The organism is Afipia sp. GW821-FHT14H12, assembly GCF_058803465.1.
The window spans coordinates 1042605-1069353 of the sequence record NZ_JBXAOZ010000001.1 but is presented as its reverse complement, the minus strand read 5'-3'; the positions used below and the strand labels follow the sequence as shown (position 1 = coordinate 1069353).

27 protein-coding genes are annotated in these 26749 nt (G+C 62.8%); 14 read left to right on the top strand and 13 right to left on the bottom strand.

The annotated features are described in order from the left end of the window. Window positions 1–195: 195 nt before the first annotated feature. Genes AC1RNA_RS05325 through cobS form a run of 4 tightly spaced genes read right to left on the bottom strand, consistent with a single transcriptional unit; the run spans window position 196 to window position 4560 of the window. Window positions 196–1236 carry an esterase-like activity of phytase family protein gene (locus AC1RNA_RS05325; RefSeq protein ID WP_009338298.1) on the bottom strand — a complete coding sequence of 347 codons (1041 nt, stop codon included), beginning with the start codon at window positions 1234–1236 and terminating at the stop codon, window positions 196–198. A 7-nt stretch (window positions 1237–1243) separates the two neighbouring features. Further along, window positions 1244–3145, bottom strand: coding sequence for a cobaltochelatase subunit CobT (gene cobT / locus AC1RNA_RS05320; protein WP_009338300.1), 1902 nt, complete (start codon window positions 3143–3145; stop codon window positions 1244–1246). Then, on the bottom strand, window positions 3142–3552 hold the full coding sequence (locus AC1RNA_RS05315) for a GNAT family N-acetyltransferase (RefSeq protein ID WP_009338302.1): 411 nt from the start codon (window positions 3550–3552) through the stop codon (window positions 3142–3144). The genes cobT and AC1RNA_RS05315 overlap by 4 nt, the downstream gene beginning before the upstream one ends. 9 nt (window positions 3553–3561) lie before the next feature. Next, a complete protein-coding gene (cobS, locus tag AC1RNA_RS05310; RefSeq protein WP_156186940.1) occupies window positions 3562–4560 on the bottom strand; it encodes a cobaltochelatase subunit CobS in 999 nt (332 codons plus the stop codon). A 287-nt stretch (window positions 4561–4847) separates the two neighbouring features. Here cobS and AC1RNA_RS05305 point away from each other — a divergent pair, with 287 nt between their 5' ends. Further along, window positions 4848–5489, top strand: a complete 642-nt coding sequence (locus AC1RNA_RS05305) for a DedA family protein (RefSeq protein ID WP_009338306.1) — start codon at window positions 4848–4850, stop codon at window positions 5487–5489. An 8-nt stretch (window positions 5490–5497) separates the two neighbouring features. On the opposite strand, the gene AC1RNA_RS05300 is transcribed toward AC1RNA_RS05305, so the two are convergent. Beyond that, window positions 5498–6139, bottom strand: coding sequence for a J domain-containing protein (locus AC1RNA_RS05300; RefSeq protein WP_009338308.1), 642 nt, complete (start codon window positions 6137–6139; stop codon window positions 5498–5500). Window positions 6140–6288: 149 nt separating this feature from the next. On the opposite strand from AC1RNA_RS05300, the gene AC1RNA_RS05295 reads away from it, so the two are divergent. After that, window positions 6289–6555, top strand: coding sequence for a BolA family protein (locus AC1RNA_RS05295; protein ID WP_009338310.1), 267 nt, complete (start codon window positions 6289–6291; stop codon window positions 6553–6555). Window positions 6556–6576: 21 nt separating this feature from the next. Here the strand turns inward: AC1RNA_RS05295 and AC1RNA_RS05290 are convergent, their stop codons facing one another. The 3 genes from AC1RNA_RS05290 to AC1RNA_RS05280 are packed head-to-tail and all read right to left on the bottom strand — an operon-like array spanning window position 6577 to window position 9685. Next, window positions 6577–7887: an HlyC/CorC family transporter gene (locus AC1RNA_RS05290; protein WP_040298107.1), complete on the bottom strand. Its 1311-nt coding sequence runs from the start codon at window positions 7885–7887 to the stop codon at window positions 6577–6579. Between the two features lie 5 nt (window positions 7888–7892). Then, window positions 7893–9059 (bottom strand): 3-dehydroquinate synthase, encoded by a 1167-nt coding sequence (aroB, locus tag AC1RNA_RS05285; protein ID WP_009338314.1) that lies wholly within the window; start codon window positions 9057–9059, stop codon window positions 7893–7895. An 11-nt stretch (window positions 9060–9070) separates the two neighbouring features. Continuing rightward, on the bottom strand, window positions 9071–9685 hold the full coding sequence (locus AC1RNA_RS05280; protein ID WP_009338315.1) for a shikimate kinase: 615 nt from the start codon (window positions 9683–9685) through the stop codon (window positions 9071–9073). A 175-nt stretch (window positions 9686–9860) separates the two neighbouring features. Between AC1RNA_RS05280 and AC1RNA_RS05275 the strand changes: the two genes are divergently transcribed. The 4 genes from AC1RNA_RS05275 (at window position 9861) to AC1RNA_RS05260 (ending at window position 13681) form a co-directional block, all read left to right on the top strand. Next, on the top strand, window positions 9861–10007 hold the full coding sequence (locus AC1RNA_RS05275) for a hypothetical protein (protein WP_009338316.1): 147 nt from the start codon (window positions 9861–9863) through the stop codon (window positions 10005–10007). A 15-nt stretch (window positions 10008–10022) separates the two neighbouring features. Then, entirely contained in the window at window positions 10023–10982 is a 960-nt protein-coding gene (gene xerD / locus AC1RNA_RS05270) for a site-specific tyrosine recombinase XerD (protein ID WP_492950420.1), read from the top strand. A 116-nt stretch (window positions 10983–11098) separates the two neighbouring features. After that, window positions 11099–12061, top strand: a complete 963-nt coding sequence (locus AC1RNA_RS05265; RefSeq protein ID WP_009338318.1) for an acetyl-CoA carboxylase carboxyltransferase subunit alpha — start codon at window positions 11099–11101, stop codon at window positions 12059–12061. Between the two features lie 192 nt (window positions 12062–12253). Then, window positions 12254–13681 (top strand): L,D-transpeptidase family protein, encoded by a 1428-nt coding sequence (locus AC1RNA_RS05260; protein ID WP_009338319.1) that lies wholly within the window; start codon window positions 12254–12256, stop codon window positions 13679–13681. An 80-nt stretch (window positions 13682–13761) separates the two neighbouring features. Here AC1RNA_RS05260 and secA read toward each other — a convergent pair whose 3' ends face one another. Then, entirely contained in the window at window positions 13762–16596 is a 2835-nt protein-coding gene (gene secA, locus AC1RNA_RS05255; RefSeq protein ID WP_009338320.1) for a preprotein translocase subunit SecA, read from the bottom strand. A gap of 355 nt (window positions 16597–16951) precedes the next feature. Here secA and AC1RNA_RS05250 point away from each other — a divergent pair, with 355 nt between their 5' ends. From AC1RNA_RS05250 to mutT, 3 genes are all read left to right on the top strand, one after another. Further along, on the top strand, window positions 16952–17848 hold the full coding sequence (locus AC1RNA_RS05250; protein WP_009338321.1) for a peptidylprolyl isomerase: 897 nt from the start codon (window positions 16952–16954) through the stop codon (window positions 17846–17848). A gap of 185 nt (window positions 17849–18033) precedes the next feature. Continuing rightward, window positions 18034–19269, top strand: coding sequence for a bifunctional glutamate N-acetyltransferase/amino-acid acetyltransferase ArgJ (gene argJ / locus AC1RNA_RS05245; protein ID WP_040298110.1), 1236 nt, complete (start codon window positions 18034–18036; stop codon window positions 19267–19269). After that, window positions 19269–19685 carry an 8-oxo-dGTP diphosphatase MutT gene (mutT, locus tag AC1RNA_RS05240; protein ID WP_009338323.1) on the top strand — a complete coding sequence of 139 codons (417 nt, stop codon included), beginning with the start codon at window positions 19269–19271 and terminating at the stop codon, window positions 19683–19685. Before argJ ends, mutT begins: the two co-directional genes overlap by 1 nt. 13 nt (window positions 19686–19698) lie before the next feature. Here the strand turns inward: mutT and AC1RNA_RS05235 are convergent, their stop codons facing one another. After that, window positions 19699–20547 (bottom strand): methyltransferase domain-containing protein, encoded by an 849-nt coding sequence (locus AC1RNA_RS05235; protein ID WP_009338324.1) that lies wholly within the window; start codon window positions 20545–20547, stop codon window positions 19699–19701. Between the two features lie 89 nt (window positions 20548–20636). On the opposite strand from AC1RNA_RS05235, the gene AC1RNA_RS05230 reads away from it, so the two are divergent. From AC1RNA_RS05230 to AC1RNA_RS05215, 4 genes are read left to right on the top strand one after another with little or no spacing between them, the layout of a single operon-like run. Beyond that, window positions 20637–21437, top strand: coding sequence for a ComF family protein (locus AC1RNA_RS05230; RefSeq protein ID WP_009338325.1), 801 nt, complete (start codon window positions 20637–20639; stop codon window positions 21435–21437). 38 nt (window positions 21438–21475) lie between these two features. Beyond that, a complete protein-coding gene (gene grxC / locus AC1RNA_RS05225) occupies window positions 21476–21751 on the top strand; it encodes a glutaredoxin 3 (RefSeq protein ID WP_009338326.1) in 276 nt (91 codons plus the stop codon). Further along, entirely contained in the window at window positions 21748–22635 is an 888-nt protein-coding gene (locus tag AC1RNA_RS05220; RefSeq protein ID WP_009338327.1) for a carbon-nitrogen hydrolase family protein, read from the top strand. Before grxC ends, AC1RNA_RS05220 begins: the two co-directional genes overlap by 4 nt. After that, entirely contained in the window at window positions 22632–23102 is a 471-nt protein-coding gene (locus tag AC1RNA_RS05215; protein ID WP_009338328.1) for a DUF1178 family protein, read from the top strand. The genes AC1RNA_RS05220 and AC1RNA_RS05215 overlap by 4 nt, the downstream gene beginning before the upstream one ends. A 4-nt stretch (window positions 23103–23106) precedes the next feature. On the opposite strand, the gene AC1RNA_RS05210 is transcribed toward AC1RNA_RS05215, so the two are convergent. The 3 genes from AC1RNA_RS05210 to AC1RNA_RS05200 all read right to left on the bottom strand — a co-directional run bounded on the left by AC1RNA_RS05210 (window position 23107) and on the right by AC1RNA_RS05200 (window position 25339). Then, on the bottom strand, window positions 23107–24003 hold the full coding sequence (locus AC1RNA_RS05210; RefSeq protein ID WP_009338329.1) for a DMT family transporter: 897 nt from the start codon (window positions 24001–24003) through the stop codon (window positions 23107–23109). Between the two features lie 103 nt (window positions 24004–24106). After that, window positions 24107–24859 (bottom strand): bifunctional 2-polyprenyl-6-hydroxyphenol methylase/3-demethylubiquinol 3-O-methyltransferase UbiG, encoded by a 753-nt coding sequence (gene ubiG / locus AC1RNA_RS05205; RefSeq protein WP_009338330.1) that lies wholly within the window; start codon window positions 24857–24859, stop codon window positions 24107–24109. Between the two features lie 12 nt (window positions 24860–24871). Then, window positions 24872–25339 (bottom strand): PH domain-containing protein, encoded by a 468-nt coding sequence (locus tag AC1RNA_RS05200; RefSeq protein WP_009338331.1) that lies wholly within the window; start codon window positions 25337–25339, stop codon window positions 24872–24874. 140 nt (window positions 25340–25479) lie between these two features. Between AC1RNA_RS05200 and AC1RNA_RS05195 the strand changes: the two genes are divergently transcribed. After that, window positions 25480–26736, top strand: a complete 1257-nt coding sequence (locus tag AC1RNA_RS05195; protein WP_009338332.1) for an aspartate kinase — start codon at window positions 25480–25482, stop codon at window positions 26734–26736. Window positions 26737–26749: the final 13 nt, after the last annotated feature.

The following is a 26749-nucleotide window of genomic DNA, read 5'->3' as shown; positions in this document are numbered from 1 at the left end:
CCAGCCGGTCTTGGATGCCGGATTATTTTGGAACGGTAATTGGCACTACCGCGATAGGGATCGTGCAACGGACTGGAAAGATTTTACATATGCCAGATGGGGGGATGAGACGATCTGTCGCAGGGCGTTCTGTCGCACCCCCCTTTAATTTTATTGCAGAGCATCATTTTGCTGCAATTGCGCAAAGAGCGGCATTTACCGGTCGAGCAACGTGAACTGGACCAGCAGCGTTCTTTGGATCACTGAAAAATTATCATCTGAAATCAATGTAATAACTGTCTCTCCGGATCGCGCCACATGAGCTGCGATGCCTTCGAAGTTATCGATTTCAGCACCTAAATCAGCCGCGAAGAGAACGGGCCCATCAACCAGTGAACCCGGGGCAAATGTCGAAACTGGTATACAACGTACTTGGATGCCAACTCCCTTGGTCAGGGAAAACTTCCGTTCCAGCAGCAGGACATCCCCTGACGGCAACAGTGTAGCATCACTGACGTCGAAGTCATTCGACCGCTTGATATGAAAAATACCAGGCGAAGGACCGCCGATCAGAAAGGCCGCGATGTTGCCGTCGGCATCGAGCGAGCGTTCGGAAATCGCAAGTATCGTACCGGCGAGCCGATGCCCTTTGCCGATATAAACGAGCGATTCCAGCCCGCGATTATAAGGCAGTTTTGCGATTTCCGGCGGCGCGGCGACCTCCTCCGCACGCGCCAGGATACCGCCCTTGTCGAAATCGAACCGCACGATCTTGTTGACCCGCTCGATCCCGACATAAGCGATCGATCCATCAAAGGTCAGCGATTCGGTATCGAACCAGCCTTTCGCCGCGAGCGGCTGGCCGTCGCGGTCGCGCATCGGCGCCGACCTCACATCGGCCAGGCCGCTCAGAGCATCGCCGCTATAGACAAGGCGTCCGTTGAACCAGTCGCCCTTGTCACTCGCCATCACGAAATTTTCGCCGGCGGCATCGAGATGCAGCGATGACAGCCCGCCGAATTTGCGGAATGGCGAAGTCAGCACCAATCCGCTGCGGAATTGAAACGAACCAAAGCGGACATGCGAGGGATCGCGCAGGTCGAAGGAACCCATCGCCCGCGCATTGACTTCGACCGGAACGATGGCGTCCGCGGGTCGCGCCTGCGCACGGTTCTGAAATAAAGGAATGATCTGCGCAGCGGCGAGGCCGCCAACCGCTCGTCCCAGAAACGCGCGGCGGGAAATGCAGCGCGCCATGGCCTGCTCAGTGCAGTTTGCGGCGACGGTCTGCCGGAGGCGCGCCATGGGTTTCGCTGAACAGTTCGGCGAGCTTTTCGGTAATCGCGCCACCGAGCTCTTCCGCGTCTACGATCGTGACCGCACGTCTGTAGTAGCGCGTGACATCATGGCCGATGCCGATGGCGATCAATTCCACGGGCGAGCGTGTCTCGATCTCCTCGATGACCCAGCGCAGATGCCGCTCCAGATAGTTTCCGGAGTTCACCGAGAGCGTTGAATCGTCAACCGGCGCGCCGTCCGAGATCATCATCAGAATCTTGCGCTGCTCGGGGCGCGCAAGCAGACGCTTGTGCGCCCAATCGAGGGCCTCGCCGTCGATGTTCTCCTTGAGAAGCCCCTCGCGCATCATCAGGCCGAGATTCTTCCGCGCGCGACGCCACGGGGCGTCCGCCGACTTGTAGATGATGTGGCGCAGATCGTTCAACCGGCCGGGATTGGCAGGCTTGCCTGCCGCAAGCCACGCCTCGCGCGATTGTCCACCCTTCCAGGCCCGCGTGGTGAAGCCAAGAATCTCGACCTTGACGCCGCAACGCTCCAGCGTCCGCGCCAGAATGTCGGCGCAAGTCGCCGCCACTGTGATCGGGCGACCGCGCATCGAGCCGGAATTGTCGAGCAGCAGCGTCACCACGGTATCGCGGAAGGTCGCCTCCTTCTCGTGCATGAAGGAGAGCGGATGGAACGGATCGGTGACGACGCGCGACAGCCGCGCCGGGTCGAGCATGCCTTCCTCAAGATCGAATTCCCATGCCCGGTTCTGCTGCGCCATCAGCCGGCGCTGCAGGCGGTTGGCAAGGCGCGCGACCACATGCTGCAAATGCGCAAGCTGCTTGTCGAGATAGCCGCGCAGCCGCGTCAGTTCCTCGGCGTCGCACAGTTCGTCTGCGGAAATGACCTCGTCGAATTTCGGCGCAAAGGCATGATATTCCGGCCCTTTTGGCTCGTTGCGTCCATGCTGGTGCGGCCGCGTGGCGTCGCCGGGCGTTTCTTCTTCGCCCATATCGCCTTCGTCGTAGTCCTCACTGGAGGCGAGTTGCGATGCATCGACGACGCTGTCCGACGAGGCATCCTCGCTCTGCGACTGTGACTGGTCAGCGGACATCTCGTCCGTCTCGTCCTTGTCGGCCTCAGCCTCCTGACCGGCCTCGCCCTTGTCGCCGCCCTTCTTGTCCTCTTCCTCGTTCTCATCCTCGTCCGGCTCGGCGATTCGTTCATCGCTGAGTTCGAGCGCGGTCAGCACGTCCTGGATGGATTCGCCGAACTTCGCCTGATCTTCGGTGAGGCTCTGCAACTGATCGAGCCGGTGACCGACCTTTTCCTCCAGGGTCGGCCGCCACAGATCGACGATCCGGCGCGCCGCCACCGGCGGCGCCTGCCCTGTCAGGCGTTCGCGCACCAGCATCGCCAGCGCATCCGCCAGCGGCGCATCGGCGCGGTCGGTGATTTCGTCATATTTGCCGCGATGGAAATGGTCGTCGAGCATCGCGTTGAGGTTCTTGGCGACGCCCGCCATCCGCTTCGAACCGATGGCTTCGACACGCGCCTGCTCCATCGCCTCGAACACCGCGCGCGCCTGCTGGTTGCTCGGCGCAAGCTTGCGGTGAAGTTTCGGGTCGTGACAGGCGAGCCGCAGCGCGATCGAATCCGCATGGCCGCGCACGATCGCGGCGTCCTTCCGGGTCAGCTTGCGCGAAGGCTCCGGCAGCCGCGCCTTGCCGGGCGCGATGCCCGGCCGCTCCGCGGAAAACGTAACGTCAAGCTCGGATTTCTTGGCGATCGCCTTCAGGCAGGACGTCACCGCACGCTTGAACGGCTCCGCCGGAGATTCCTTCGGACCCGTCTTGAACTTGTTTGTCGTCGCGGTGCTCATAGCTTTTTCGTGAACCAGTGACGCGTCGTGTCTTGCGGATAACCGTCGATCGAACCGAATTCCTTATAGCCGCACGATCGGTAGAAACCGGGAGCCTGAAAGCTCATGGTGTCGACATAGGCACGCACGGCGCCGAACTTTCTTGCCGCGTCCTCGATCGCTGCAATGAGCCTGGTGCCGTAATCCTTGCGGCGAAGCCGCGCTTCGATCCAGAACATCTGGATGAACAACACATTGATCCAGACTTCGCCGGTGACGCCGCCGACGATGACATTCTTTTCGCGCAGGGAGACGGCAAACCGTTTATGCCGGTGTTTTCCCAACTTCTCCGTATTGTAGCTCCAAAGCCCCTTCAGCACGGCTCTGTTCGTCTCGCCGACAGTCCGCTCGACAGCGATCTTGGGCATCTATTCAGCTCAGCTCAGTGCGACGTTGACAGCACTTTCCGGCAGATCGACGTTGAAGCAGCGCTGATAGAATTCAGCCACCAGCGGGCGCTCCAGTTCGTCGCACTTGTTGAGGAAGGTGACCCGGAACGCAAAGCCGAGGTCGCCGAAGATCTCCGCGTTTTCGGCCCAGGTGATGACCGTACGCGGGCTCATCACGGTGGAGAGATCGCCATTGGCGAAAGCGTTGCGCGTGAGGTCCGCAAGCCGCACCATCTTGTTGACGATGTCGCGGCCGGCGTCGTTGCGATAGTGCTTCGCCTTGGCGAGCACGATCTCGACTTCTTCGTCGTGCGGCAGGTAATTCAGCGTGGTGACGATCGACCAGCGGTCCATCTGGCCCTGGTTGATCTGCTGGGTGCCGTGATAGAGGCCCGACGTGTCGCCGAGACCGATGGTGTTGGCGGTCGCGAACAGGCGGAACGCTGGATGCGGCTTGATGACCTTGTTCTGGTCAAGCAACGTCAGGCGGCCGGAAACTTCCAGTACGCGCTGGATCACGAACATCACGTCGGGACGACCAGCGTCATACTCGTCGAACACCAATGCGATGTTGTTCTGAAGCGCCCACGGCAGGATGCCGTCACGGAATTCCGTAACCTGCTTGCCGTCGCGCACCACGATCGAATCCTTGCCGACAAGGTCGATGCGGCTGATGTGGCTGTCGAGGTTGACGCGCACGCACGGCCAGTTCAGCCGCGAGGCTACCTGTTCGATATGCGTGGATTTGCCGGTGCCGTGAAAGCCCGTGACCATCACGCGGCGGTTCTTGGCGAAGCCCGCAAGAATCGCGAGCGTGGTCGCGCGATCGAAGCGATAATCCGGATCGACATCCGGCACATGGGGATCGACTTCCGAATAAGCGGGGACCTCAAGATCGGTGTCGATGCCGAAAACCTGGCGCACGGACACCTTCATGTCCGGCAGTCGCGTGGTTTCCTGCGATTGCAAAGTGGCAGCAGTCATCATTCCTCCGTGGTCTCGGATGCTCCCGAAACCAGACGTGCATTGTTCGCGCGGGTGGGATGCGGGGTGAACCTAGCAGAGAGCCGCAAACGGCAGAAGCCTTGCGGCTGCTAAAAGTTCTTTCGTTACATCAAAAACATAGTCCATTTATCGGAATTATTGAAGGGCCCCCGGTACCGCATGTTTGCCGGGCAGGGCCTGCAGATTTGCAACCCCGCATTGGTTTTCTTCTCTGCGTTCCCACCTATAGGCGGTCCGACCGTTCCTTCATTCCACATTTTGGATCGTGCGTGAGCCAGTATCTCGATCTCATCGTCGCCTTTGTGTCGTCGCATGGCGCCGTTGCTTATGTCGTCATTTTCCTATCCGCCCTGCTGGAAGCCGTGCCGCTGGCGGGCTCCGTCGTGCCCGGATCGACGGTGATCCTGGCCTTGAGTGCACTGGTGCCAAGTGGGAACCTGAAGCTCGCGCCCATTCTCATTGCCGCCATCGCCGGTGCGGCACTGGGCGACGGCCTCGCTTACTGGCTCGGCTACACGCAGAAGCGGCGCGTGCTGTCGCTGTGGCCGATGTCGAAATACCCAGCTCTGATCGCGGAGAGCGAGCGCTTCTTCCTGCGCTACGGCACGTTCGCGGTGTTCTTCGCCCGCTTCGTGCCGCCGATCCGGGCTTTCGTGCCGATCACGGCAGGCGCGCTCGACATGCCGCCACCAAAGTTCTTCGCCATCGATGTCCTGGCCGTTCTGGCCTGGGCGCCCGCGATGATCCTGCCCGGCGTGCTGGCGGGGTCCGCGGTCGAACAATGGGGCGCGAAAGCCGAACATTACGCGCTGCCGCTGGTCGGCGGCTTGCTCGTGATCGGCGCGGCGATATGGGCGTTTCGCTGCTGGCGAGCGCGCCGCCGTGCACTGCACGCCACGCCCTGCAAATAACCGTCAGCCTACGGACGAACCACGGTCTTCAGATAATTATACGCCTTGACGATCTCGATCAGGCGATCCTCGGTCGAGCGATCGCCACCATTGGCGTCGGGATGATGTTGCTTCACCAGAAGCCTGTATTTCGTCTTGACCATCTCGAGCGTCGCGTCCGCACCCAGCCCCATCACCTGCAGCGCCTTGCGCTCGGCGTTCATCACCTTCCGCGTTTCGGTCTTGGTTTCAGCCTTGGCACCCGGGCCCGGACGCCAGCGGCCCCGCCCGTTCATTTCCTGGAACATCGCGAACGGATCGAGCGCACCCTCGAACTCGTCCTCCACGCCGGGCTTACCTTTGCCCTTGCCGGTGTTCGCGCCCATCTTCCAGGTCGGACGATGGCCGGTCTGCGCATCCTTCTGATAACGCGCGACCGCCTCGTCGCTCATGCCTGAGAAGAAATTATAGGACTGGTTGTATTCACGAACGTGGTTGAGACAGAAGTGCCAATATTCGCGCTCCTTGCCACGGCCCTTCGGCGCACGATGCGGGGCAGGATTTTTGCAATCCGGCCATTCGCACATCACCGCCTCTTCCTTGACGCGGGCTTTTCCCTTCGCGGCAGGCTTGATGCGGATCTTGTCAAAATATTTCGAATCGAAAGACATCAGCTCGGACAACGTGGCTCAAGAGGACGGGAAATCGCGAATTTCGCGAACCGCGGACTATACATCGCCGAGACCGCAGACCGCAAATCATAGGGGTCGCGCATCAAGCGCATTGACGGCGCTCAATAACGCACGATATTGCGCATATCATGACCGCCAAAGACACGATCGCCAAAAAACTGACCGACGCTTTCCATCCGGAAAGCCTCAGCGTCATCGATGAATCTCATCTGCATGAAGGGCACGCCGGGCACCGCCCTGGCGGCGAAACGCATTTCAGGGTTCATATTGTGTCTCGCGCCTTCGAAGGGAAGAGCCGCGTCGAGCGCCACCGGATGATAAACGCGATTCTGGCGGACGATCTCGCGGGTGGCGTTCATGCGCTGGCGCTGAAGACGCTGGCGCCCGGCGAATAGCCGCGCATTCTGCCGTAAATCCTAGAAAAAACTGAACGCCCGGCCCGCACGGCGCGGCATCGGCTCGTCCGTTGCCGGCGGCAGCGGGAAGATGCGCAGCGCGGTGATGCGATTGCGCTCGCGGCGGAGCACCCGGAAACGAAAACCGTGGAAGGTGAAGATCTGGCCACGGTCCGGGATCGAACGCGCCTCATGAATGACGAGGCCCGCAATGGTCGTTGCCTCCTCGTCCGGTAGCTTCCAGTCCATCGCGCGGTTGAGATCGCGGATCGGAACCGTGCCGTCCACGATCACCGAACCGTCGGGCTGAACGCGCACGCCGGCCACGACGACATCGTGCTCGTCGGAAATGTCACCGACGATTTCCTCCAGAATGTCCTCCAGCGTGACGAGGCCTTCCACTTCGCCGTACTCATCCACCACCAGCGCGAAATGCGTCTTGCGGCGGCGGAAAGCCTTCAGCTGCTCCGACAACGGCCGCATTTCCGGCACGAACCATGGCGGCAATGCGATCGCGCTGACATCGACCTTGGAGGTATCGCCTTCCGTCACCCGGATCGCGCGCAACAAATCCTTGGCGTGCAACACGCCGATGATGTTCTCCGGCTTGTCGCGCCACAGCGGGATGCGGGTGTATTCGGTGGCGAGCACTTCGCGCACCAGTTCTTCCGCCGGCAGGTCGGCGTTGATCATCACCATCTCGGTGCGGTGGACCATGACGTCGGAGACATCGAGGTCTTTGAGGTCGAGCAGGCCGCCGAGCATGTCGCGGTCCTGCTTCTCCACACCGCCCTCATGATGCATGAGATCGACCGCGCCGCGCAGCCGTTCGGTCGGCGACAACAGGTTCTGGTGCGCGCCGATCGGAATACGCAGCAGCTTCATCAACAGCCGCACCACCACGTCGATCACGGTGAGGAGCGGGCTGAGGATCAGCAGGACCCACTGCATCGGCCGCGCGACCAGCAGCGAGACCCGATCCGGCGCATTGATCGCCACCGTCTTCGGCAGCACTTCGGCAAAAATGATGACCAGCGCCGACATCACGCCGGTCGCGTACAACACGCCGACCTCGCCGAACCATGCCGTGAACACGCCGGTGGCGAGCGCGGACGCGCCGATGTTTGCAAGGTTATTGCCGACCAGCAGCGCGCCGATCATGCGCTCGCGGTTCTCAAGCAGCCGCGTGACGATGCCGGCCTGACTGCTGCCCTGCGTCTTCAGCCGCAGCATGCTCGCGCGGGACGAACCGGTCAGCGCGGTCTCGCTCGCCGAGAAGAATGCGGAGACCAGCAGACAGGCAATAACGATGGAGAACGTGATCCAGCCCATGCTCATCAGTTGGGTTTTTGCGACAGTTTCTCGCTCAGGAAATCGCGCACCGACGCCGGGTCGACATCGTTGACGATGACGGCGCGGCCAAGCTGTTCCAACAAGATAAAGGTGAGCTTGCCGCGCTTGACCTTCTTGTCCTGGAACATCAGCGACAGCAGCGCATCCGCATCGCCGACACCTTCCTGGGTGAAGCCTGCGATATCCTGCAACCGCGTCGGCAGGCCGACGGCAGCCAGATGCGCCTGTACGCGCGCCACGTCGTTCTGAGAAATCATCCCGCGCCGCGCGGAAAATTCCGCGGCAAGCGTCATGCCGACGGCAACACCCTCGCCATGGAACAGACGATCGGAAAATCCGGTCGCGGCTTCCAGCGCGTGGCCGAAGGTATGGCCGAGGTTGAGCAACGCGCGCTCGCCGGTCTCAAACTCGTCGCGCGCGACGATCCCCGCCTTGGCGCGGCAGCTTGCGGCGACCGCATGTTCGCGCGCCGTATTCCCTGAGAAAATCCCGTCGTGATTTTTCTCGAGCCATTCGAAGAAACCGAGATCGCCGAGCAGCCCGTATTTCGCGACTTCCGCATAGCCCGCGCGAAACTGGCGCGGCGACAGCGTGTCGAGCACGGCGGTGTCGGCCAGCACTAGAATCGGCTGATGGAATGCGCCGATCAAATTCTTGCCCTTCGGCGAATTGATCCCGGTCTTACCTCCGACGGAAGAATCGACCTGCGCGAGCAGTGAGGTCGGCACCTGCACGAAATCGACGCCGCGGCGCACGATGGCGCTCGCAAAACCTGCGAGATCGCCGACCACGCCACCGCCGAGCGCGACCACGAGATCGTTGCGTTCGATTTTGGCCGCGATCAGCCCTTCACTGACATCCTCAAGCACGCCGTAGCTTTTTGATCCTTCGCCATCCTCGACGATGATCGGCTGCGCCGCTTCAACGCCAGCGGACTGAAGCGCATCCATCGCCGGGGCCAGCCAGTGCTTCGCCACCGTGCGGTCGGTGACGATGGCAGTACGCGCGCCGGGCCGGAGCGCCTTGATGCGTTCACCGAGCGAGGGCAGCAGACCGCGCCCGATCGCGATGTTGTACGAACGCGCACCGAGGCCGACCTCAAGCATCGTCGTATCGTCGGAACGGGATTTGGTTTCAGCGGCGGCGGGCATCGGTATCCTATTTAAGTCTTATTTGCGAAAGCGATAGGCGTTCCGCACAAATATTCATGGAGAGCATCGATGCATTCATCGACAATTTTATCGTGCGGCACGTCGCGCGACACGATGGAAATATCGGCGAGGCCGTAGAACGGCTCGCGTGCGGCAATCAGGCGCTCGATGGTCGCGGCCGGGTCCTCGGTCTGCAGCAGCGGGCGATCGGAGCGCCGCTTCACCCTGCGCAGCACGGTCGGCCCATCCGCTTTCAACCAGATCGATACCGCCTTGTCGCGAATTCGCGCGCGCGTATCCTCGCGCAGGAAGGCGCCGCCGCCGGTCGCGAGCACCTGCGCGCCGCCATCGAGCAGCGCCGAGATCACCTTGGCCTCGCCCTCGCGGAAATACGGCTCGCCGTGATTCGCGAAAATCTCGGTGATCGTCATGCCGCCGTGCCGCGTTTCGATCTCATGATCGGCATCGACGAACGGCAACCGCAGACGCGCGGCCAGCCGCCGCCCGACGGTGGATTTTCCCGATCCCATCATGCCCACAAAGACAATCGCCCTCGGCCCGAGCGCCGACAGGATGTCGGCGATCTGGTTCTGGGCAACACCTTGCCGGGCAAGGATTTCGGGCATTTCCGCAGGCTCGTCAGGGCTCATATGCAGCCATCTTACCGCCTTCGGCCGCCTTGCCATAGGGGACATTATGGAAGGCTTGCTGAAACGGCCCGAACATGGTGGATGTCGTTAACGCTCCGAGATTGCCCGGGCGGCCGGAGATGGGACGGCAGAAGACCAACGCCGAGAGCCAATGCCAAGTCTGTTTCGCTTCCTGAGCGTGATCGCGATCATCGGCGGCCTCATTTATGGCGCCGTGTACGCGCTGGCGAATTTCGTCAAGCCGACGCCCCGCGAGATGACGATCAACATCTCTCCGGACAAGTTCCAGAAGAAGTAACGGGCGGGAGGCGTGATGGCCGCATCCTCCGACGCAAGAACGATCGATCTGTTCCTCGACATGCTCGCCGCCGAACAAGGCGCGGGCGACAACACGCTCAACGCCTATCGCAGCGACCTCGAGGATCTCGCAGCCTTCCTCGCACGCGCCAAACAGGATTTTGCGCACGCCGATACGCAGGTTCTACGCGACTACCTCGCCGACCTCGACCAGCGCGGCTTCAAATCCTCAAGCGTCGCGCGGCGGCTATCGTCGATGCGACATCTGTTTCGTTTCCTGCTCAACGAGCGCAAGCGAACCGACGATCCCGCCGCGATCCTCTCCGGCCCCAAGCGCGGCCGCGCGCTGCCGAAAGTTTTGTCCATCGCCGACGTCGACCGGTTGCTTGGCAAGGCCCGTGAGTTCGCGGACCGCGACCAGCCGCCACTCCAGAAGGTGCGCGCGATGCGGCTGTGGTGCCTGCTCGAAGTGCTCTACGCTACCGGCTTGCGCGTCTCGGAACTGGTGGCATTGCCGCTGTCAGCGGCGCGGCGCGATGCACGAATGATCGTGGTGCGCGGCAAGGGCGACAAGGAACGCCTCGTTCCGCTCAACCAGAGTTCACGCGATGCAATGGCCGCCTACCTCGCTGCCGCCGGTACCGCCAAGGAGGAAAAGGGCGAGAAGGCCAAATCTGAACCCGCTTCAAAATGGCTGTTTCCGTCCTCGGGAGAAAGCGGACATCTGACACGGCAGCATTTTGCACGCGATCTGAAAGAGCTTGCGGTCGCGGCTGGAATTTCTCCCCGTCTTATCAGCCCGCACGTGCTACGCCATGCCTTCGCAAGCCACCTGCTGCACAACGGCGCCGACCTGCGTATCGTCCAGACGCTGCTCGGCCATACCGATATCTCCACGACGCAAATCTATACCCATGTGGCGGAGGAGAGATTGAAGAGTCTGGTGCGCGATCTTCACCCGCTCGCCGAAAAATAATATTTCAAATATATCAGGCGTTTATCTTTCGTTCCGCCGCGCTTGACTTGAGAGGGTCCTAAGTCCAGTTTCCGCCCGCCGCACACATCCCTTCATTCCATCCTATATTTGTTTTCATGGCCGATCCGATCCGCAGCTATCTCGACTTCGAAAAGCCCGTCGCCGAACTCGATTCGAAGATCGACGAGTTGCGCACGCTCGCAGCCGGTGGCAGCGACATCGGCGAGGAAATTTCGCGGATCGAGGACAAGGCGAAGATCGCGCTGCACGATCTCTACGCCAACCTGACACCGTGGCAGAAGACGCAGGTCGCGCGGCATCCGCAGCGGCCGCATTGCGTCGATTATATCGCAGGCCTCATCACCGAATTCACGCCGCTCGCGGGTGACCGCAAATTCAGCGACGACGATGCCATGATCGGCGGCTTCGGACGTTTCCGCGGCGAAAGCGTCTGCATCCTCGGCCAGGAGAAAGGCTCCACCACCGAGAGCCGTCTCAAGCACAATTTCGGCATGGCGCGCCCCGAGGGCTATCGCAAGGCCGTGCGGCTGATGGAGATGGCCGACCGCTTCGGCATTCCGGTGCTGTCACTCGTCGACACCGCAGGCGCCTATCCCGGCATCGGCGCGGAGGAGCGCGGACAGGCCGAAGCCATCGCGCGCTCGACGGAAGCGTGCCTCAACCTCACAGTGCCGAACGTCGCCGTCATTCTCGGCGAAGGCGGCTCGGGCGGCGCGATCGCGATCGCCACCGCCAACCGAGTGCTGATGCTGGAGCATGCGGTCTACAGCGTGATCTCGCCGGAAGGCGCGGCCTCGATCCTGTGGCGCGACGCCACCAAAGCGCAGGAAGCCGCCACCAACCTGAAGATCACCGCGCAGGACCTCGCACGGTTCGGAATCATCGACACGATCCTGAAGGAACCGCCGGGCGGCGCGCATCGCGACTCCGCCGACATGATCGCGCGCACGGGTGATGCCATCGCGCAATCACTCCGCGACCTCGGCTCACTCGATCCGGTGGCGATCCGCACTCAGCGGCGGCAGAAGTTTCTCGATATCGGACGCCGCCTCGGCTGAAGGCGTCCCGCCGCAATCGTGGCTTTTTCGTGAAATTTGACTTAACTTTACTTTCACTATGGAGCGGGTTCCTCACACCCCTCCAGCTTGCGGGTGAAGGTTCTTTAAGGATAATAATCGGAAATATCCGCTCGTTCAGGTTCCCGCACGCCGCGGCATTCGCGCCGTGGAATCCGAAGCGCAGGGTGCATCTTGATCAACCGTTCCCTCATCCGCGCATTGATGGTTTCCGCAGCCTTGGCGACCGGCACTTTACTGGCCGGCTGCAACGGCGAGAACCTTGCGCAGAGCGCCAAGGCCACCAAGCCTATTCCTGAAAAACTCCTGGCCGAGATGGAAGCCAAGAACATGGACAAGGGCTCGCCGATCCTGGTGCGCCTGTTCAAGCAGGAATCCGAACTCGAAGTCTGGAAGCAGGATCGCAGCGGACGCTTCGCGCTCTTGAAGACCTATGCGATCTGCCGCTGGTCCGGCGATCTCGGCCCGAAGATCCGCGAGGGCGACCGCCAGACTCCGGAAGGCTTCTACTCCATCACGCCGGGGCAGATGAACCCGGCCTCGGCCTACTATCTCTCCTTCAACATGGGCTATCCGAACGCCTATGACCGCGCCTGGGGCCGCACCGGCTCGCAGCTCATGGTGCATGGCGACTGTTCGTCGCGCGGCTGCTACGCGATGACGGACGAACAGATCTCGGAAATCTATTCGCTCGGCCGCGAATCCTTCTTCGGCGGCCAGACGGCGTTCCAGGTGCAGGCCTATCCGTTCCGGATGACGCCGCAGAACATGGCGAAGTATCGCGACAATCCGAACATGCCGTTCTGGCGCATGCTGAAGGAAGGCAACGACATCTTCGAGGTCACCAAGACCGAGCCGAAGGTCGATGTCTGCGACAAGAAATACGTCTTCGATGCCGAACCCCTGCCGGGCGGCAAGCCGCTGACCTTCAACCCCACCGGCAAGTGCCCGGCCTATCAGCTCAACCCGGAAGTCGCCCAGGCGCTTCAGGACAAGGAGCGCGCCGACCGCAGCAAGCTCGCCGAGCTGATCTCGCATGGCGCACGGCTCGCGAAGTCGCGCGCGGGCATCGACGGCGGCATGCATCCGGTGTTCGCCACCAAACTGCCGGACGCCCAATCGATCGCGATGAGCGACGTCAACGACTACACCATTTCAGCCACGGGCCCTGCACCGGGGACGATCCCCTCTTACGTCAATCCGCCGCGCGCGCCAGAAGGCGCGGTGATGGAAACAGCCGCGACGAGCTCTTCGTCCGAGACGACGAGCCAGACCGGCGGCCCGAATGTTTTCTCGGCCCTCGCCAGCAAGGTCGGCTGGAAGCGCGAGCAACCCGCCGAACCGCAGGCTGCGCCCGCGCCAAAGCCCACTCCTGCGCCGAAGTCGAAGGCCATCGCGAAGAACGTGGCGCCCGCACGCGCGCCGGAAGTCAGGATGCCCGAGCCCCGGATCATTCCGCTCAACCGCACGGCACAGGCCGGGCCCGAGACCAAGCCTTCGGAAACGAAGTCCTCTGCTCCGGTGCCGCCCGAAACGATCGCCGGCGCACAACCCACCGCGCCCGCCAATTCGTTCAACAGCCGCTGGTCGAGCTTCCAGTAAGCCGCATCAATCCCAGCCGTCAATAAAAAACGCCGGTCCTTCGACCGGCGTTTTTTATTGGCACAGCAATCGCAGCACGCTTACGCGAAGCGGCCGTGACAGTGCTTGAACTTCTTGCCCGAGCCGCAAGGGCAATCCTCGTTACGCCCAACCTTGCCCCACGTTGCCGGATCGGACGGATCGCGCTGCGACGGCGACACCTGCGCCGCCGCCATCGCCGTCTGCACGCGCGCCACCTCGTCTTCGCCGGTGTTCGGATCGAACTTGTGCGCTTCCATCACCGGCATCGGCGGCTGCTCGTCCGGCGGCACAATCTCGACGCGCATCAGCTGCGCGGTCACCGCCTCGCGCAAATGCGCGATCAGCGATTCGAACAGCTCGAACGCTTCCGACTTGTACTCCTGCAACGGATCGCGCTGACCGTAGCCGCGCAGGCCGATCACCTGACGCAGATGATCGAGCATCACGAGATGCTCGCGCCACAGATGGTCGAGCGTCTGCAGCAGAATGGTCTTCTCGACGTAGCGCATCACGTCGGGACCCCACTGCGCGGACTTCGCCGCCATGTGTTCGTCGACGTGCTTCTCAAGCCGCGCCAGCATCTCCTCGTCGGCGATGCCTTCTTCCTTGGCCCAGTCCTCGACCGGCAGATCGAGATCGAGCACGCGCTTCAGTTCCTCATGCAGCCCGGCAACATCCCACTGCTCGGCATAGGCATGCTCGGGGATGTGCTTGGCGATCAGACCTTCGATCAGGCCATGGCGCATGTCGGTGACGGTTTCGCTGACGCTCTGGTCGCGCATCAGATCGATGCGCTGTTCGAAGATCACCTTGCGCTGATCGTTCTGCACGTCGTCGTATTTCAGCAGGTTCTTGCGGATGTCGAAGTTGCGCGCCTCGACCTTCTGCTGCGCCTTTTCCAGCGCCTTGTTGATCCACGGATGGATGATCGCCTCGCCTTCCTTGAGGCCGAGGCGCTGCAGCATGCTGTCGAGGCGGTCCGAGCCAAAAATGCGCATCAGGTCGTCGTCGAGCGACAGGTAGAACTTGGTGCGGCCGGGGTCGCCCTGACGGCCGGCGCGGCCGCGCAACTGGTTATCAATGCGGCGAGACTCGTGGCGCTCGGAGCCGATGATATAGAGACCGCCCGGCTTCTGGATCGTCTTACCGCCGGGCTTGCCGGGATCGAGTTCGACGGTTTCCTCCGCCGCGAGCACCATGGTCTTGAATTTCTCGATATCGGCCTTGATGCCCTCGACGATCTTTTCTTTCTCCGCCGCATCCTCGATACCAGCGGTCGCGGCGGCTGCGCGCATTTCCAGCGAGCCGCCGAGTTTAATGTCGGTGCCGCGACCCGCCATGTTGGTCGCGATGGTGATCGCGCCCGGCACGCCCGCTTCGGCCACGATGTAGGCTTCCTGCTCATGGAAGCGCGCGTTCAGCACCGCGAACAGTTTCGACGGCTTGCCCGCGCGCGCCGCGTCATAGAGCTTGGCCATCGATTTCGGATTGGCAAAATCGATCTGCTTGTAGCCGTGCTCCTTGAGGAAGTCGGCCAGCACCTCGGACTTCTCGATGGATGCGGTGCCGACCAGAACAGGCTGCATCCGCGAATTCGCGCGTTCGATCTCGGCGAGGATCGCCGCGTATTTCTCCCGCGAGGTGCGATAGACCTCGTCATCCTCGTCGAGACGCGCGATCGGCAGGTTGGTCGGAATCTCGACCACCTCTAATTTGTAGATGTCGTAGAATTCGTCCGCTTCCGTCGCCGCGGTGCCGGTCATGCCCGCGAGCTTCTTGTACATGCGGAAGTAGTTCTGGAACGTGATCGAGGCGAGCGTCTGGTTCTCCGGCTGCACCGGCTGGTGCTCCTTCGCCTCCAGCGCCTGATGCAAACCTTCGGAATAGCGGCGGCCCGGCATCATGCGGCCGGTGAACTCGTCGATGATGACGACCTCGCCATCGCGCACGATGTAGTCCTTGTCACGCGTGAACAGCGAGTGGGCGCGTAGCGCCTGATTGACGTGATGGACGACGGAAACGTTCTCGACGTCGTAGAGTGACTCGCCCTTGAGCTGCCCAGCGTCGCGCAACAGCGTCTCGATCTTTTCCATACCCGCCTCGGTGAGCGTCACCGTGCGCTGTTTCTCGTCGACCTCAAAATCCGTGACCTTCTCGAGGCTCGGCATGAAGGTGTCGATGGTATTGTAGAATTCGGAGCGGTCGTCGAGCGGACCGGAAATGATGAGCGGGGTGCGCGCTTCGTCGATCAGGATCGAGTCGACTTCGTCGACGATGGCGAAGAAGTGCTCGCGCTGGACCATGTCCTCCAGCCGATACTTCATGTTGTCGCGCAGATAGTCGAAACCGTATTCGTTGTTAGTACCGTAGGTGATGTCACAGGCGTAGGCCGCCTGCCGCTCGGCGTCGTCGAGGCCGTGGACGATGATGCCGGTGGTGAGGCCGAGGAAGCCGTACACCTGCGCCATCCATTCGGCGTCACGCTTGGCGAGGTAATCGTTGACGGTGACGACATGGACACCCTTGCCCGCGAGCGCGTTGAGGTAGACCGCAAGCGTCGCCACCAGCGTCTTGCCTTCGCCGGTCTTCATCTCGGCGATGTCGCCCTCGTGCAGCACCATGCCGCCGATCAACTGCACGTCGAAATGGCGCTGGCCAAGCGTGCGCTTGGCAGCCTCGCGCACGGTGGCGAATGCCGGAACGAGAATGTCGTCGAGCGTCTTGCCGCCTGCGAGTTGCTCTTTGAACTCCGCGGTGCGCGCCTTCAGCGCCTCATCGGAGAGCGCGACAAGCTCAGGCTCCAGCGCATTGATGGCATCGACCCTCGCCTGATATCCCTTCACCCGCCGGTCGTTGGCGGAGCCGAATAATTTGCGGGCGAGCGCGCCGATCATCGTTTAATCCCGTCTGTCAGTTTGACTTGCGACCCCGAAGCCGGATCGTCCGTTAAGGCCATCCGTCATCAAGACTGCACGCATGGCCTTTTTGCGACCGGTCCTTGCGGGCGGATGCCTGCAGGGTGTGGAGCAGCAAAATGCTGAAGATCACCAGTCCAAGGGCGCGCGGTAAAAACCCCTGCGCCAAAAGCCGGTTGCCGGGAGAGATATGGGTCCCCCAAGGGCTTGTCAACGCGCCAACCTCTCAAGGATTTCATGATTTTGACGGGTTTTCGCGTTGCCATCGGCGGGCGGTTGAGCGAGTGTCCCGCGACTTCGCTGTTCTCCGCTTTTGATCAGAAAAGGATATTCCATGACCCTCCCGACCCGCACGACATCTGCCGTGCGCCTTGGCCTGCTCTCGACCGCCGCGCTTTGCATGGCCATGACCCTGATGGCGGCCCAGCCGCTGCGCGCCGACGACAATCCTGTCCTCGCCAAGGTTAACGGGTCCGAGATCCGGCAAAGCGATGTCACCGCTGCGGAAAAGGACATCGGCCCGAGCCTCGCCCAGCTCGACCCGGCCTCCCGCCAGGCCAGCGTCGTGCAGCTCCTGATCGACCTGAAACTCGTGGCCAAGGCCGCGGAAGACAAGAAGATCGCCGACACGCCGGACTTCAAGCAGAAGCTCGCCTTCACCCGCAGCCGGCTCCTGATGGACACCCTGCTCGATCAGGAGGGCAAGGCAGCCGTCACCGACGCGGCCCTGAAGAAGGTCTATGACGACGCCGCCAAGCAGATTTCCGGCGAGCAGGAAGTTCACGCCCGTCACATCCTGGTCGGGACCGAGGCCGAGGCCAAGGAGATCATCGCCGAACTGAAGAAGGGCGCCGATTTCGCCGAACTCGCGAAGAAGAAATCGAAGGACCCGGGTGCATCCGATGGCGGCGACCTCGGCTACTTCACCAAGGACCAGATGGTGCCGGAATTCTCCGCCGCCGCTTTTGCGCTGGAGCCCGGCAAGATCTCCGAACCGGTGAAGTCGCAGTTCGGCTGGCACGTCATCAAGGTCGAGGACAAGCGCGCCCGCAAGGCTCCGCCCTTCGAACAGGTGAAGCCGCAGCTTGAAGCCTTCGTCATCCGCAAGGCGCAGGCCGAGTACGTCGCCAAGCTGCGCTCGGACGCCAAGATCGAACGGCTCGACCAGAAGACCGACGCGGCCAAGCCCGCCGATCCGAAGGCCGCACCGGCGGCACCCGCGAAGAAGTAAATCGACTTCGCAAAGCTCCCTATGGTGGTTTGACATCATGCCCGGCCTTGTGCCGGGCATGCACGTTTTAAACATCAGGTCTTTTAAACATCAGGTCTTGGAGCCTTCATCGACAAGGATGTAAGACGTGTATGGCCCAAACCGGCCGCTCACGTTCGATCCTGGACATCAAGGCATCCCATCTCATGTCGACCGCCGTCTCCCCCCTCGCACCGACCTCCGTCCCCGAACTGCCGGTCATCGACGGCGTCAGGCTCGCAACCGCCGCCGCAGGCATCCGCTATCAGGGCCGCACCGACGTGCTGCTGGCGCTGTTCGACAAGGGCACCACGGTCGCAGGCGTCTTCACCAAATCAAAATGTCCGAGTGCCGCCGTCGACTGGTGCCGCGCCAAACTGAAGAAGGGTGTTGCCCGCGCACTGGTGGTGAATTCCGGCAACGCCAACGCCTTCACTGGCAAGACCGGCAAGACCGCGACCGCGCTGACCGCGAAGATCGCGTCAAGCGCGACCAGCGGCAGCGCCGACCAGATTTTCCTCGCTTCCACCGGCGTCATCGGCGAGCCGCTCGACGCCACCAAGTTCAACGGCGTCCTCGACGACCTCGCGCAGAAGGCAGAACCCGGCGGCTGGAATGAGGCCGCGCGCGCCATCATGACCACCGATACCTTCCCGAAGCTCGCGACCAGAACCGTGAAACTCGGCAAGGCCAAGGTCACCATCAACGGCATCGCTAAGGGCGCGGGCATGATCGCGCCCGACATGGCGACGATGCTGTCCTTCGTGTTCACCGACGCGCCGATTTCAGCCACCGCATTGCAGGCGCTGCTCAAGAGCGGCGTCGAGGACACGTTCAACGCGGTGACGATCGACGGCGACACCTCGACCTCCGATACCCTGCTCGCGTTCGCCACCGGCACCGCGACAAACGCGCCGAAAATCACCCGCGCATCCGACCCGCGCCTGAAGGCCTTCGTGAAAGCCTTCCGCGCCGTGCTCGCCGATCTCGCCGAGCAGGTGGCGCGCGACGGCGAAGGCGCGCGCAAGCTCGTCGAGGTGCTGGTCGAAGGCGCGACTTCAAAGAAGTCCGCGCGAAAGATTGCGATGTCGATCGCGAACTCGCCGCTGGTGAAGACCGCGATCGCAGGCGAGGACGCCAATTGGGGCCGCGTGGTGATGGCTGTCGGAAAAGCCGGCGAGCCCGCCAATCGTGATAAGCTCGCGATCTACTTCAACGGCGTGCGTGTCGCCCACAAGGGCATGCGCGATCCATCCTATGACGAAGCGGAAGTGTCATCGCTGATGAAGCAGCCGAAGATCACCATCAAGGTCGCGCTCGGCCTCGGCAAGGGCCGCGACCGGGTGCTGACCTGCGACCTCACCAAGGAATATGTCGCGATCAACGGCGATTACAGGTCGTGATGGACAAGCCCGCCACGAAACTGGTTTTCGTCGTCGCCTGCGCGCTGATCGATACCGACAACCGCGTGCTGATCGCGCAGCGCCCGGAGGGCAAGCAGCTTGCCGGGCTATGGGAATTTCCCGGCGGCAAGCTCGAGCCGGGCGAGCGGCCCGAGCCTGCGCTGATCCGCGAACTTCACGAAGAACTCGGCATTACAGTGCAGGAATCCTGCCTCGCGCCGCTGACGTTCGCGAGCCACGCCTACGAGACCTTCCATCTTTTGATGCCGCTTTACATTTGCCGGCGCTGGGAAGGCACCGTGACAGGCCGCGAAGGCCAGCCGATCGCCTGGGTGCGCGCGAATAAACTGCGCGACTATCCGATGCCGCCCGCCGACATTCCGCTGATCTCGCATCTGACGGATTTGTTGCTGTAGCCGTGCACTGCGCCTATTTGCGCGCGCCCGCCTTCTTCACCGCTTCCTCCAGCGACATCTTTGCCGAGCCCGGCTTGAGCGGCTTCGGCTGGCTTGCATCCGGCGACCAGCCCGCCATCCAGACGATGTCGAACGTTGCGCGAATGCGGCCGTCGGCATCGGAAAAGCGCTGCGCGTAGATTTCAGCGGCGCGCAAAAGCGTCGCGCGGCGCAGCGGCGTGCGGCGGCGATCCGCCAGCATGTTGGTCGCGCCCATCCGCCGCAGATCGCGCATCAGCCCGAACATGTTGTCGTAGCGCACGGTGACGCGATCGACATCCGTCACCGGCAGTGCGAAGCCCGCGCGCTGCAACAGCGCACCGGCGTCGCGCAGATCGAGCATCGGAATGACGCGCGGCGACAGGCCGCCATCAAGTGCGACCTCGGCTTCGGCGAACGACTGACGTAGCTCGGTGAGCGTGTCGCCGCCAACCGTCGCGGCGAGGAAATAGCCGTCCGGCTGCAATGCCCGACGAATCTGCGCGAGCACCCCCGGCAGGTCGTTGACGAATTGCAGCCCCAGCGCGGAGACGACGAGATCGAGCGAATTCGCTTCAAGCGGCAGCGCCTCCTGCTCGCCTACAGACCAATCGACATGTCGCGATTGTTTGACCGAGGCCGCGAGCACATCCGAGACGCCATGCCCCGGCGAACCGAGATCGACCGCGTTCCGAAAATCGCGTACCACGGCATGAAGCCGCTCGCTTAAGTCTTCCACGACGCGGTCGAGCAGGAACGTCTCCGCACCGGCTTTCGCAGCACGCGTCTGCCGCTTCTTGAGCAGCGCGAGATCGAACACTTTCGGCGGTGACGTGGATGTCATGGGCCGCTTGTTACGCCCAACGCCGCCTGCATTCAATCGCGGGCGCGAACCGGCTTGAGCGGTCTCATCGGCAAGGCTAGGCTCGACCCATGCCGATGCAGCCGATGCCGATGCGGCCTTTCTTGCGTGGCGCGTGGAACGCCTGCCACGATGTAGGTCGCCGCGTCGCACGACTCGCGCTCGATATTGCCTTGCCGACGCTGTGCATTTCCTGCCGCGAGCCGGTTTCGGGTGAGGGGCTCTGCCCTGCCTGCTGGGCAAAACTCTCCTTCATCGCGCCGCCTTACTGCGCGCGGCTCGGCATTCCGTTCGTGTACGATCCCGGCCCCGGCCTGTTGTCGATGGAGGCCATCGCCGCTCCACCCGCCTATCACCGCGCCCGCGCCGCCGTGCGCTATGACGATGTCGCGGGCACGCTCGTCCATGCGCTGAAATATCAGGATCGCACAGATTTGGCGCCCGCAATGGGCCGCTGGATGGCACGCGCCGGGGCAGAACTGCTGCATGACGCCGATACGCTGATCCCGGTGCCGCTGCACTGGAAGCGCGGCTGGTCGCGGCGCTACAACCAGTCGGCAGCGCTGGCCAATGTCATCGGCCGCCAATCCAAGATCCCCGTACGGGCGGACCTCCTCCAACGCACCCGCGCTACCCATCAGCAGGTCGGCCTGTCGCGGGCCGAGCGCGCCCGCAACATGCAAGGCGCATTCGCAGTCGGCGATGACCAGCGCGCGTCCGTCGCGGGGCGGCACCTCATTCTGGTGGACGACGTGCTGACCTCGGGTGCAACCGTCGATGCCTGCGCCCGCGCGCTGTTGCGCGCCAAGGCGGCCTCGGTCGATGTGCTGGTGTTTGCGCGGGTTGTGGAGGCGTTCCGCCCTCCCATATAATCAACTCATCAGCCCCGATATTTTCCATGGAATGCACAATGTCCGCCGCTGTCGAAATCTATACCAGGCCGGGTTGCGGCTACTGCTCGGCCGCCAAGGCGCTGCTGAAGCGCAAGCATGTCGACTTCACCGAATTCGACGCCGGCAAGAATCCGGACTTCCGCCAGGAGATGCTGGCGCGCGCCAATGGCGGCACCACCTTCCCGCAGATTTTCATCGACGGCTTCCATGTCGGCGGCTGCGACGACCTGTATGCGCTCGACGATGCAGGCAGGCTCGACGCCCTGCTGAACGGAGAGAAAGAGCCCACATGACCGAGACGGCTTCCGTCACGCCCTTCAAGGCGGCGCTGGTCCAGCTTCGCACCGGCCTGATGCCCGCCGAAAATCTCGTGCAGGCCACGCAACTCATCCGCGAGGCGGCGGCACAGGGCGCGCAATACATCCAGACGCCGGAAGTCACCAACGTGATGCAGGAGAACCGCACGGCGCTGTTCGAACTGCTCGCGAGCGAGGCCGATGACGTCTCGCTGAAGGCGTATCAGGACCTCGCGGCGGAATTGAAGGTTCATCTGCATATCGGCTCGCTGGCGCTGAAGGCTTCGCCGGAGCGCGCGGTGAACCGTTCGTTCCTGATCGGGCCGAGCGGCGACGTTCTCGCCAGCTACGACAAGATCCACATGTTCGACATCGATCTGGAGAACGGCGAAAGCTACCGCGAATCCGCCAACTATCAGCCGGGCGAAACCGCGGTGCTGGCCGATCTGCCCTGGGGCCGTCTCGGCCTCACCATCTGCTACGACCTGCGTTTTCCGGCGCTGTTCCGTGCGCTCGCAGAGGCAGGCGCATCGTTCATCTCGGTACCCGCCGCCTTCACCAAGCGCACCGGCGAAGCCCACTGGCACGCGCTGTTGCGCGCCCGCGCGATCGAGAACGGCTGCTACATCTTCGCTGCCGCGCAAGGCGGCCTGCACCAGAACAAGCGCGAGACCTTCGGTCATTCGCTCATCATCGATCCGTGGGGCACGGTGATTGCCGAGGGCGGCACCGAGCCTGGCATCATCGCCGCGGAGATCGATCCCGCGCGGGTCGTTGCCGTACGCAAGAGCATCCCGTCGCTCCAGCATGGCCGTCGCTTCAGCGTTCGCGACCCGGGCCAGCATCCCGACTATCTGCGCGCTGTCAGGGGATCGTCATGATCCGCTATGCGCTGCGCTGCGAATGCGGCCATACCTTCGAGAGCTGGTTTCAAAGCTCCAGCGCCTATGAGACACAGCACAGGCGGCATCTCGTGACCTGTCCGGCCTGCGAGTCCGCCAAGGTCGAGAAGGCGATCATGGCCCCTCGCCTTGCCTCGAAAGGCACGAAGGCTGCGCCAGCGCCCGAACCGGCGGCAACGCCGGATACCCCTGCGGCAACCTCGCCTCTGGCGATGGCGCCCGAGGTGCAGGAGCTTGTCACCAAGTTGCGCGAATTGCGCGAGCATGTGGAGAAGAACGCAGAAAATGTCGGCCGTCGCTTCCCCAACGAGGCCCGCAAGATTCATTATGGAGATTCCGAACACCGCGCCATCTACGGTCAGGCCACTGCGGAAGAAACCCGTTCGCTGCTTGATGAAGGCGTTGAGGTGATGCCGCTGCCGCTTCTGCCGGACGAGCGGAACTGAACTTCTAGCCCGCCACCAGTGCCGTCACGCCGATCAGGATCAGCAGCACGCCCGCCACTTCCCGCGCTGTGATCGACTGCTTCATGCCGTAATGCGCCGCCACCTGCGCGATCAGCACTTCGACCAGCGCCAGCGTGCGCACATTGGCAGCAGGGGTCAGCGCGAAGGCGAGAAACCAGAACAGCGACGCGAACGCGCCCATGAAGCCCGCGAACATCGATGGCTTCCACAGCCGGAAGATCGACGTCATCACGCCCGGCTTGCGCGCGATCAGATAGGCCGAGAGCACCAGCGTCTGCAACAGCAAGGCCACCGCAAGCGTAAAACTCGCCGCGGCCATGAAGCTCACGCCCTTCACCTCGAGGATTGCGCCGCGATAGCCAACGGCCGAGAGCGCCATGAAGGAGGCCGCGAACAGTCCAAGCAGCGTCGGGCGCAAACTGCCGAATCCTTTCGCGCCCGGTCGCAACGCCGTCAGCACCACGCCAGCGGTCGCGATCAGGATACCCGCCACCTTCATGCCGGTGAGATGATCCGCCAAAAACACGAAGCCGAAGATCGCCGCCTGTATAGCTTCCGTCTTGAGATAGGCCGTTGTGACGACGAAGGAATGTTCGTGCATCGCCGCGAGCATCAGCGCGGTGCCCGCGATCTGCGCGAGACTCCCCGCCAGCAGCCACGGAACAAAGCCGGAAGCCGGCCAGCCGATATGCTCGCCGGTGGCGAAAAGGATCGCGCCCAGAAACAGGACCGCGAACGGAAAGCCGAACAGGAAACGGATATGCGTCGCGCCGAGCGTGCCGAGCGGCCCGGTCAACCCGCGCTGCATGGCGTTGCGCGCCACCTGGCCAACCGCGCCCACCAGCGTGAAGGGTATCCAGAGCCAGGTCAGATTGGTCATGAGCAACCGCAGCGGTGATCTTTCATCGCTGCAAAAGGCTATGATGCTGCGGTTGCCGTCAAGCGAGCCGCCTGCATATCAGAACCGCGAAACCACAGCGGCCTTACAGGCTCTCCGCGATCACCATGTAGTTGACGTCCATATCGGACGACAGGCCCCAGCGGTCGGCGAGTGGATTGAACACCACGCCGGTCTGCTCGGTGATGCCGAGCTTGCACGCGTCTAGATAGTTCGTGAGTTCTTCGGGCGTCACGAACTTGTCCCACTGGTGCGTGCCGCGCGGCAGCCAGCGCAGCACATATTCGGCGCCGACGATGGCGAGCGCGAAACTTTTCCAGGTGCGGTTGAGCGTCGAGACCGCCATCAGCCCGGAGGGCTTCATCGCCGCCGCGCAGCGCGCGAGAAACGCACCGACGTCCGTGACGTGCTCGACCACTTCCATCGCCAGCACGATATCGAACCGCTCGCGCAGATCGATCTGTTCGACCGTGGTGCAGCGGTAATCGACGCTGAGATGGCCGCGCTCAGCATGCAGCTTCGCCACCGAAATATTCGTCTCGGACGGATCGATGCCGACGACCTGCGCGCCGAGCCGGGCCAGTGGCTCGCACAGCAGGCCCGCGCCGCAGCCGATGTCGAGAATCCGCAGGCCCGACAGGCAATTCAGGCTTTTGGGATTGCGTTCGAACTTGCGGCAGGCGGCGTCGCGGATATAGGCGAGCCGCAGCGGGTTGATCCGGTGCAGCGGCTTCATTTTGCCATTCGGGTCCCACCATGTCTCCGAGAGCTTGGAGAAGCGCGCGATCTCGGCGGGATCGACGCTCGGAGAAGCAGTGGCGTGAGAGGTGTCGGTCATGGGTGTCCGCCCTCAGTGCGCGGTAATGGAATTGCGGAATTGCAGCGGCGAGGCGATCATGTTCATCGTTTTATGCCCTTCGCCGACGCCCTTCACCGTCACATCGCCCCAACCGAAAATTCTCCCCAGAATGCTTTGGGCAACATCGACGCTTTCGACCTTGTCCAGACTCATCTCGAACGTGTTGCGCTTGATGAAACCCTCCTTGTGCACCACCCGCAGGCTGGTGACATCGGTTTCCGTGGTCCAGCGGCGAAACCACGCGCTCAACAGCAAAACGAGGGCCAGGGCGGCCAGAACCGCGGCGACGCCGATCAGCACGGCGACCAGGGTCCCTTCGGTTGTCGCCCATGCCCCGATCAGGGCCGCCGCCGCCAGAACGAGGCACATCAGCCCCGGCGCATAGACGATGCCGTGGATCGACGTCGAATAGCGAAGCTGTTCGCCCGGCTGCAAAATCTCGTCGACATAACGGCCCATCGTGCCCACTCTCCCAGTCCCCGGAACTCATGGCTTGCCCCGGGCGGCGCAGGTATGTATAGCCGCGTTTTCGGAGCGGCGCTGCGGTTTTGAGCGGAACCGATCCTCCACCCTGAACCATAACGGGACTGCGCCACTCCATGGGCCGCCTTGTCATGAAGTTCGGCGGCACATCCGTCGCCAACATCGAGCGTATCCAGAACGTCGCCCGCCACGTCAAACGCGAGGTCGATGCCGGGCATGACGTCGCCGTCGTCGTCTCGGCGATGTCGGGCAAGACCAATGAACTGGTCGGCTGGGCGCAGCAGACCTCAGCCCTGCACGATGCGCGCGAGTACGACGCCATCGTCGCCTCCGGCGAACAGGTGACGTCGGGACTGCTGGCCATCGCGCTGCAGGCGCTCGGCATCCAGGCCCGGTCCTGGCAGGGCTGGCAGATTCCGATCGAGACCAGCGATGCCCACGCCTCCGCGCGCATCACCGGCATCGACGGCAGCGAACTGATCAAGCGCTTCAAGGAGAACAAGGAAGTCGCCGTCATCGCCGGCTTCCAGGGCATCCATCAGGACACCGGCCGCATCACCACGCTCGGCCGCGGCGGTTCCGACACCTCGGCGGTGGCGATCGCGGCCGCGATCCATGCGGACCGTTGCGATATTTATACCGACGTCGACGGCGTCTACACCACAGACCCGCGCGTGGTGCCGAAGGCGCGCCGTCTCGACAAGGTGGCGTTCGAGGAAATGCTGGAAATGGCCTCGCAGGGCGCCAAGGTGCTGCAGGTCCGCTCGGTCGAACTCGGCCTCGTGCACAACGTGCCGGTGTTCGTCCGCTCCAGTTTCGACAAGCCAGAAGACATCGACCCGCACGGCACACCGCCGGGCACGCTGATCTGCAGCGAGGAGGAAATCGTGGAAAGCCAAGTCGTCACCGGCATCGCCTTCTCCAAGGACGAAGCCCAGATTTCGGTGCGTCACATCCAGGACAAGCCCGGCGTCGCGGCTTCGATCTTCGGACCGCTGGCCGATGCCAACATCAACGTCGACATGATCGTGCAGAACGTGTCGGAAGACGGCCGCTTCACCGACCTCACCTTCACGGTGCCGGCCGTGGATTTCACCCGCGCACAGGACGTGATCGCCAAGGCCAAGGACAAGATCGGCTACGAGCGGGTCGACACCGCGACCGATGTTGCCAAAATCTCGGCGATCGGCGTCGGCATGCGCAGTCACGCCGGCGTCGCCGCGCGCGCCTTCGCGGCGCTGTCGGAGCGCAACATCAACATCCGCGCGATCACGACCTCGGAAATCAAGTTCTCACTCTTGATCGACGCCGCCTACACCGAGCTTGCGGTCCGCACACTGCATACGCTCTACGGACTAGACGCCAAAACCTGACACAGGCCAGCCT

Excerpts from the sequence above, each read along its gene's own strand:
- AC1RNA_RS05325 (WP_009338298.1), bottom strand. The coding sequence starts at position 1,236 with ATGGCGCGCTGCATTTCCCGCCGCGCGTTTCTGGGACGAGCGGTTGGC.
- cobT (WP_009338300.1), bottom strand. The coding sequence starts at position 3,145 with ATGAGCACCGCGACGACAAACAAGTTCAAGACGGGTCCGAAGGAATCT.
- AC1RNA_RS05315 (WP_009338302.1), bottom strand. The coding sequence starts at position 3,552 with ATGCCCAAGATCGCTGTCGAGCGGACTGTCGGCGAGACGAACAGAGCC.
- cobS (WP_156186940.1), bottom strand. The coding sequence starts at position 4,560 with ATGATGACTGCTGCCACTTTGCAATCGCAGGAAACCACGCGACTGCCG.
- AC1RNA_RS05300 (WP_009338308.1), bottom strand. The coding sequence starts at position 6,139 with ATGTCTTTCGATTCGAAATATTTTGACAAGATCCGCATCAAGCCTGCC.
- AC1RNA_RS05295 (WP_009338310.1), top strand. The coding sequence starts at position 6,289 with ATGACCGCCAAAGACACGATCGCCAAAAAACTGACCGACGCTTTCCAT.
- AC1RNA_RS05290 (WP_040298107.1), bottom strand. The coding sequence starts at position 7,887 with ATGGGCTGGATCACGTTCTCCATCGTTATTGCCTGTCTGCTGGTCTCC.
- aroB (WP_009338314.1), bottom strand. The coding sequence starts at position 9,059 with ATGCCCGCCGCCGCTGAAACCAAATCCCGTTCCGACGATACGACGATG.
- AC1RNA_RS05280 (WP_009338315.1), bottom strand. The coding sequence starts at position 9,685 with ATGCCCGAAATCCTTGCCCGGCAAGGTGTTGCCCAGAACCAGATCGCC.
- AC1RNA_RS05275 (WP_009338316.1), top strand. The coding sequence starts at position 9,861 with ATGCCAAGTCTGTTTCGCTTCCTGAGCGTGATCGCGATCATCGGCGGC.
- xerD (WP_492950420.1), top strand. The coding sequence starts at position 10,023 with ATGGCCGCATCCTCCGACGCAAGAACGATCGATCTGTTCCTCGACATG.
- AC1RNA_RS05265 (WP_009338318.1), top strand. The coding sequence starts at position 11,099 with ATGGCCGATCCGATCCGCAGCTATCTCGACTTCGAAAAGCCCGTCGCC.
- secA (WP_009338320.1), bottom strand. The coding sequence starts at position 16,596 with ATGATCGGCGCGCTCGCCCGCAAATTATTCGGCTCCGCCAACGACCGG.
- AC1RNA_RS05250 (WP_009338321.1), top strand. The coding sequence starts at position 16,952 with ATGACCCTCCCGACCCGCACGACATCTGCCGTGCGCCTTGGCCTGCTC.
- argJ (WP_040298110.1), top strand. The coding sequence starts at position 18,034 with ATGTCGACCGCCGTCTCCCCCCTCGCACCGACCTCCGTCCCCGAACTG.
- mutT (WP_009338323.1), top strand. The coding sequence starts at position 19,269 with ATGGACAAGCCCGCCACGAAACTGGTTTTCGTCGTCGCCTGCGCGCTG.
- AC1RNA_RS05235 (WP_009338324.1), bottom strand. The coding sequence starts at position 20,547 with ATGACATCCACGTCACCGCCGAAAGTGTTCGATCTCGCGCTGCTCAAG.
- AC1RNA_RS05230 (WP_009338325.1), top strand. The coding sequence starts at position 20,637 with ATGCCGATGCAGCCGATGCCGATGCGGCCTTTCTTGCGTGGCGCGTGG.
- grxC (WP_009338326.1), top strand. The coding sequence starts at position 21,476 with ATGTCCGCCGCTGTCGAAATCTATACCAGGCCGGGTTGCGGCTACTGC.
- AC1RNA_RS05220 (WP_009338327.1), top strand. The coding sequence starts at position 21,748 with ATGACCGAGACGGCTTCCGTCACGCCCTTCAAGGCGGCGCTGGTCCAG.
- AC1RNA_RS05215 (WP_009338328.1), top strand. The coding sequence starts at position 22,632 with ATGATCCGCTATGCGCTGCGCTGCGAATGCGGCCATACCTTCGAGAGC.
- AC1RNA_RS05210 (WP_009338329.1), bottom strand. The coding sequence starts at position 24,003 with ATGACCAATCTGACCTGGCTCTGGATACCCTTCACGCTGGTGGGCGCG.
- ubiG (WP_009338330.1), bottom strand. The coding sequence starts at position 24,859 with ATGACCGACACCTCTCACGCCACTGCTTCTCCGAGCGTCGATCCCGCC.
- AC1RNA_RS05200 (WP_009338331.1), bottom strand. The coding sequence starts at position 25,339 with ATGGGCCGTTATGTCGACGAGATTTTGCAGCCGGGCGAACAGCTTCGC.
- AC1RNA_RS05195 (WP_009338332.1), top strand. The coding sequence starts at position 25,480 with ATGGGCCGCCTTGTCATGAAGTTCGGCGGCACATCCGTCGCCAACATC.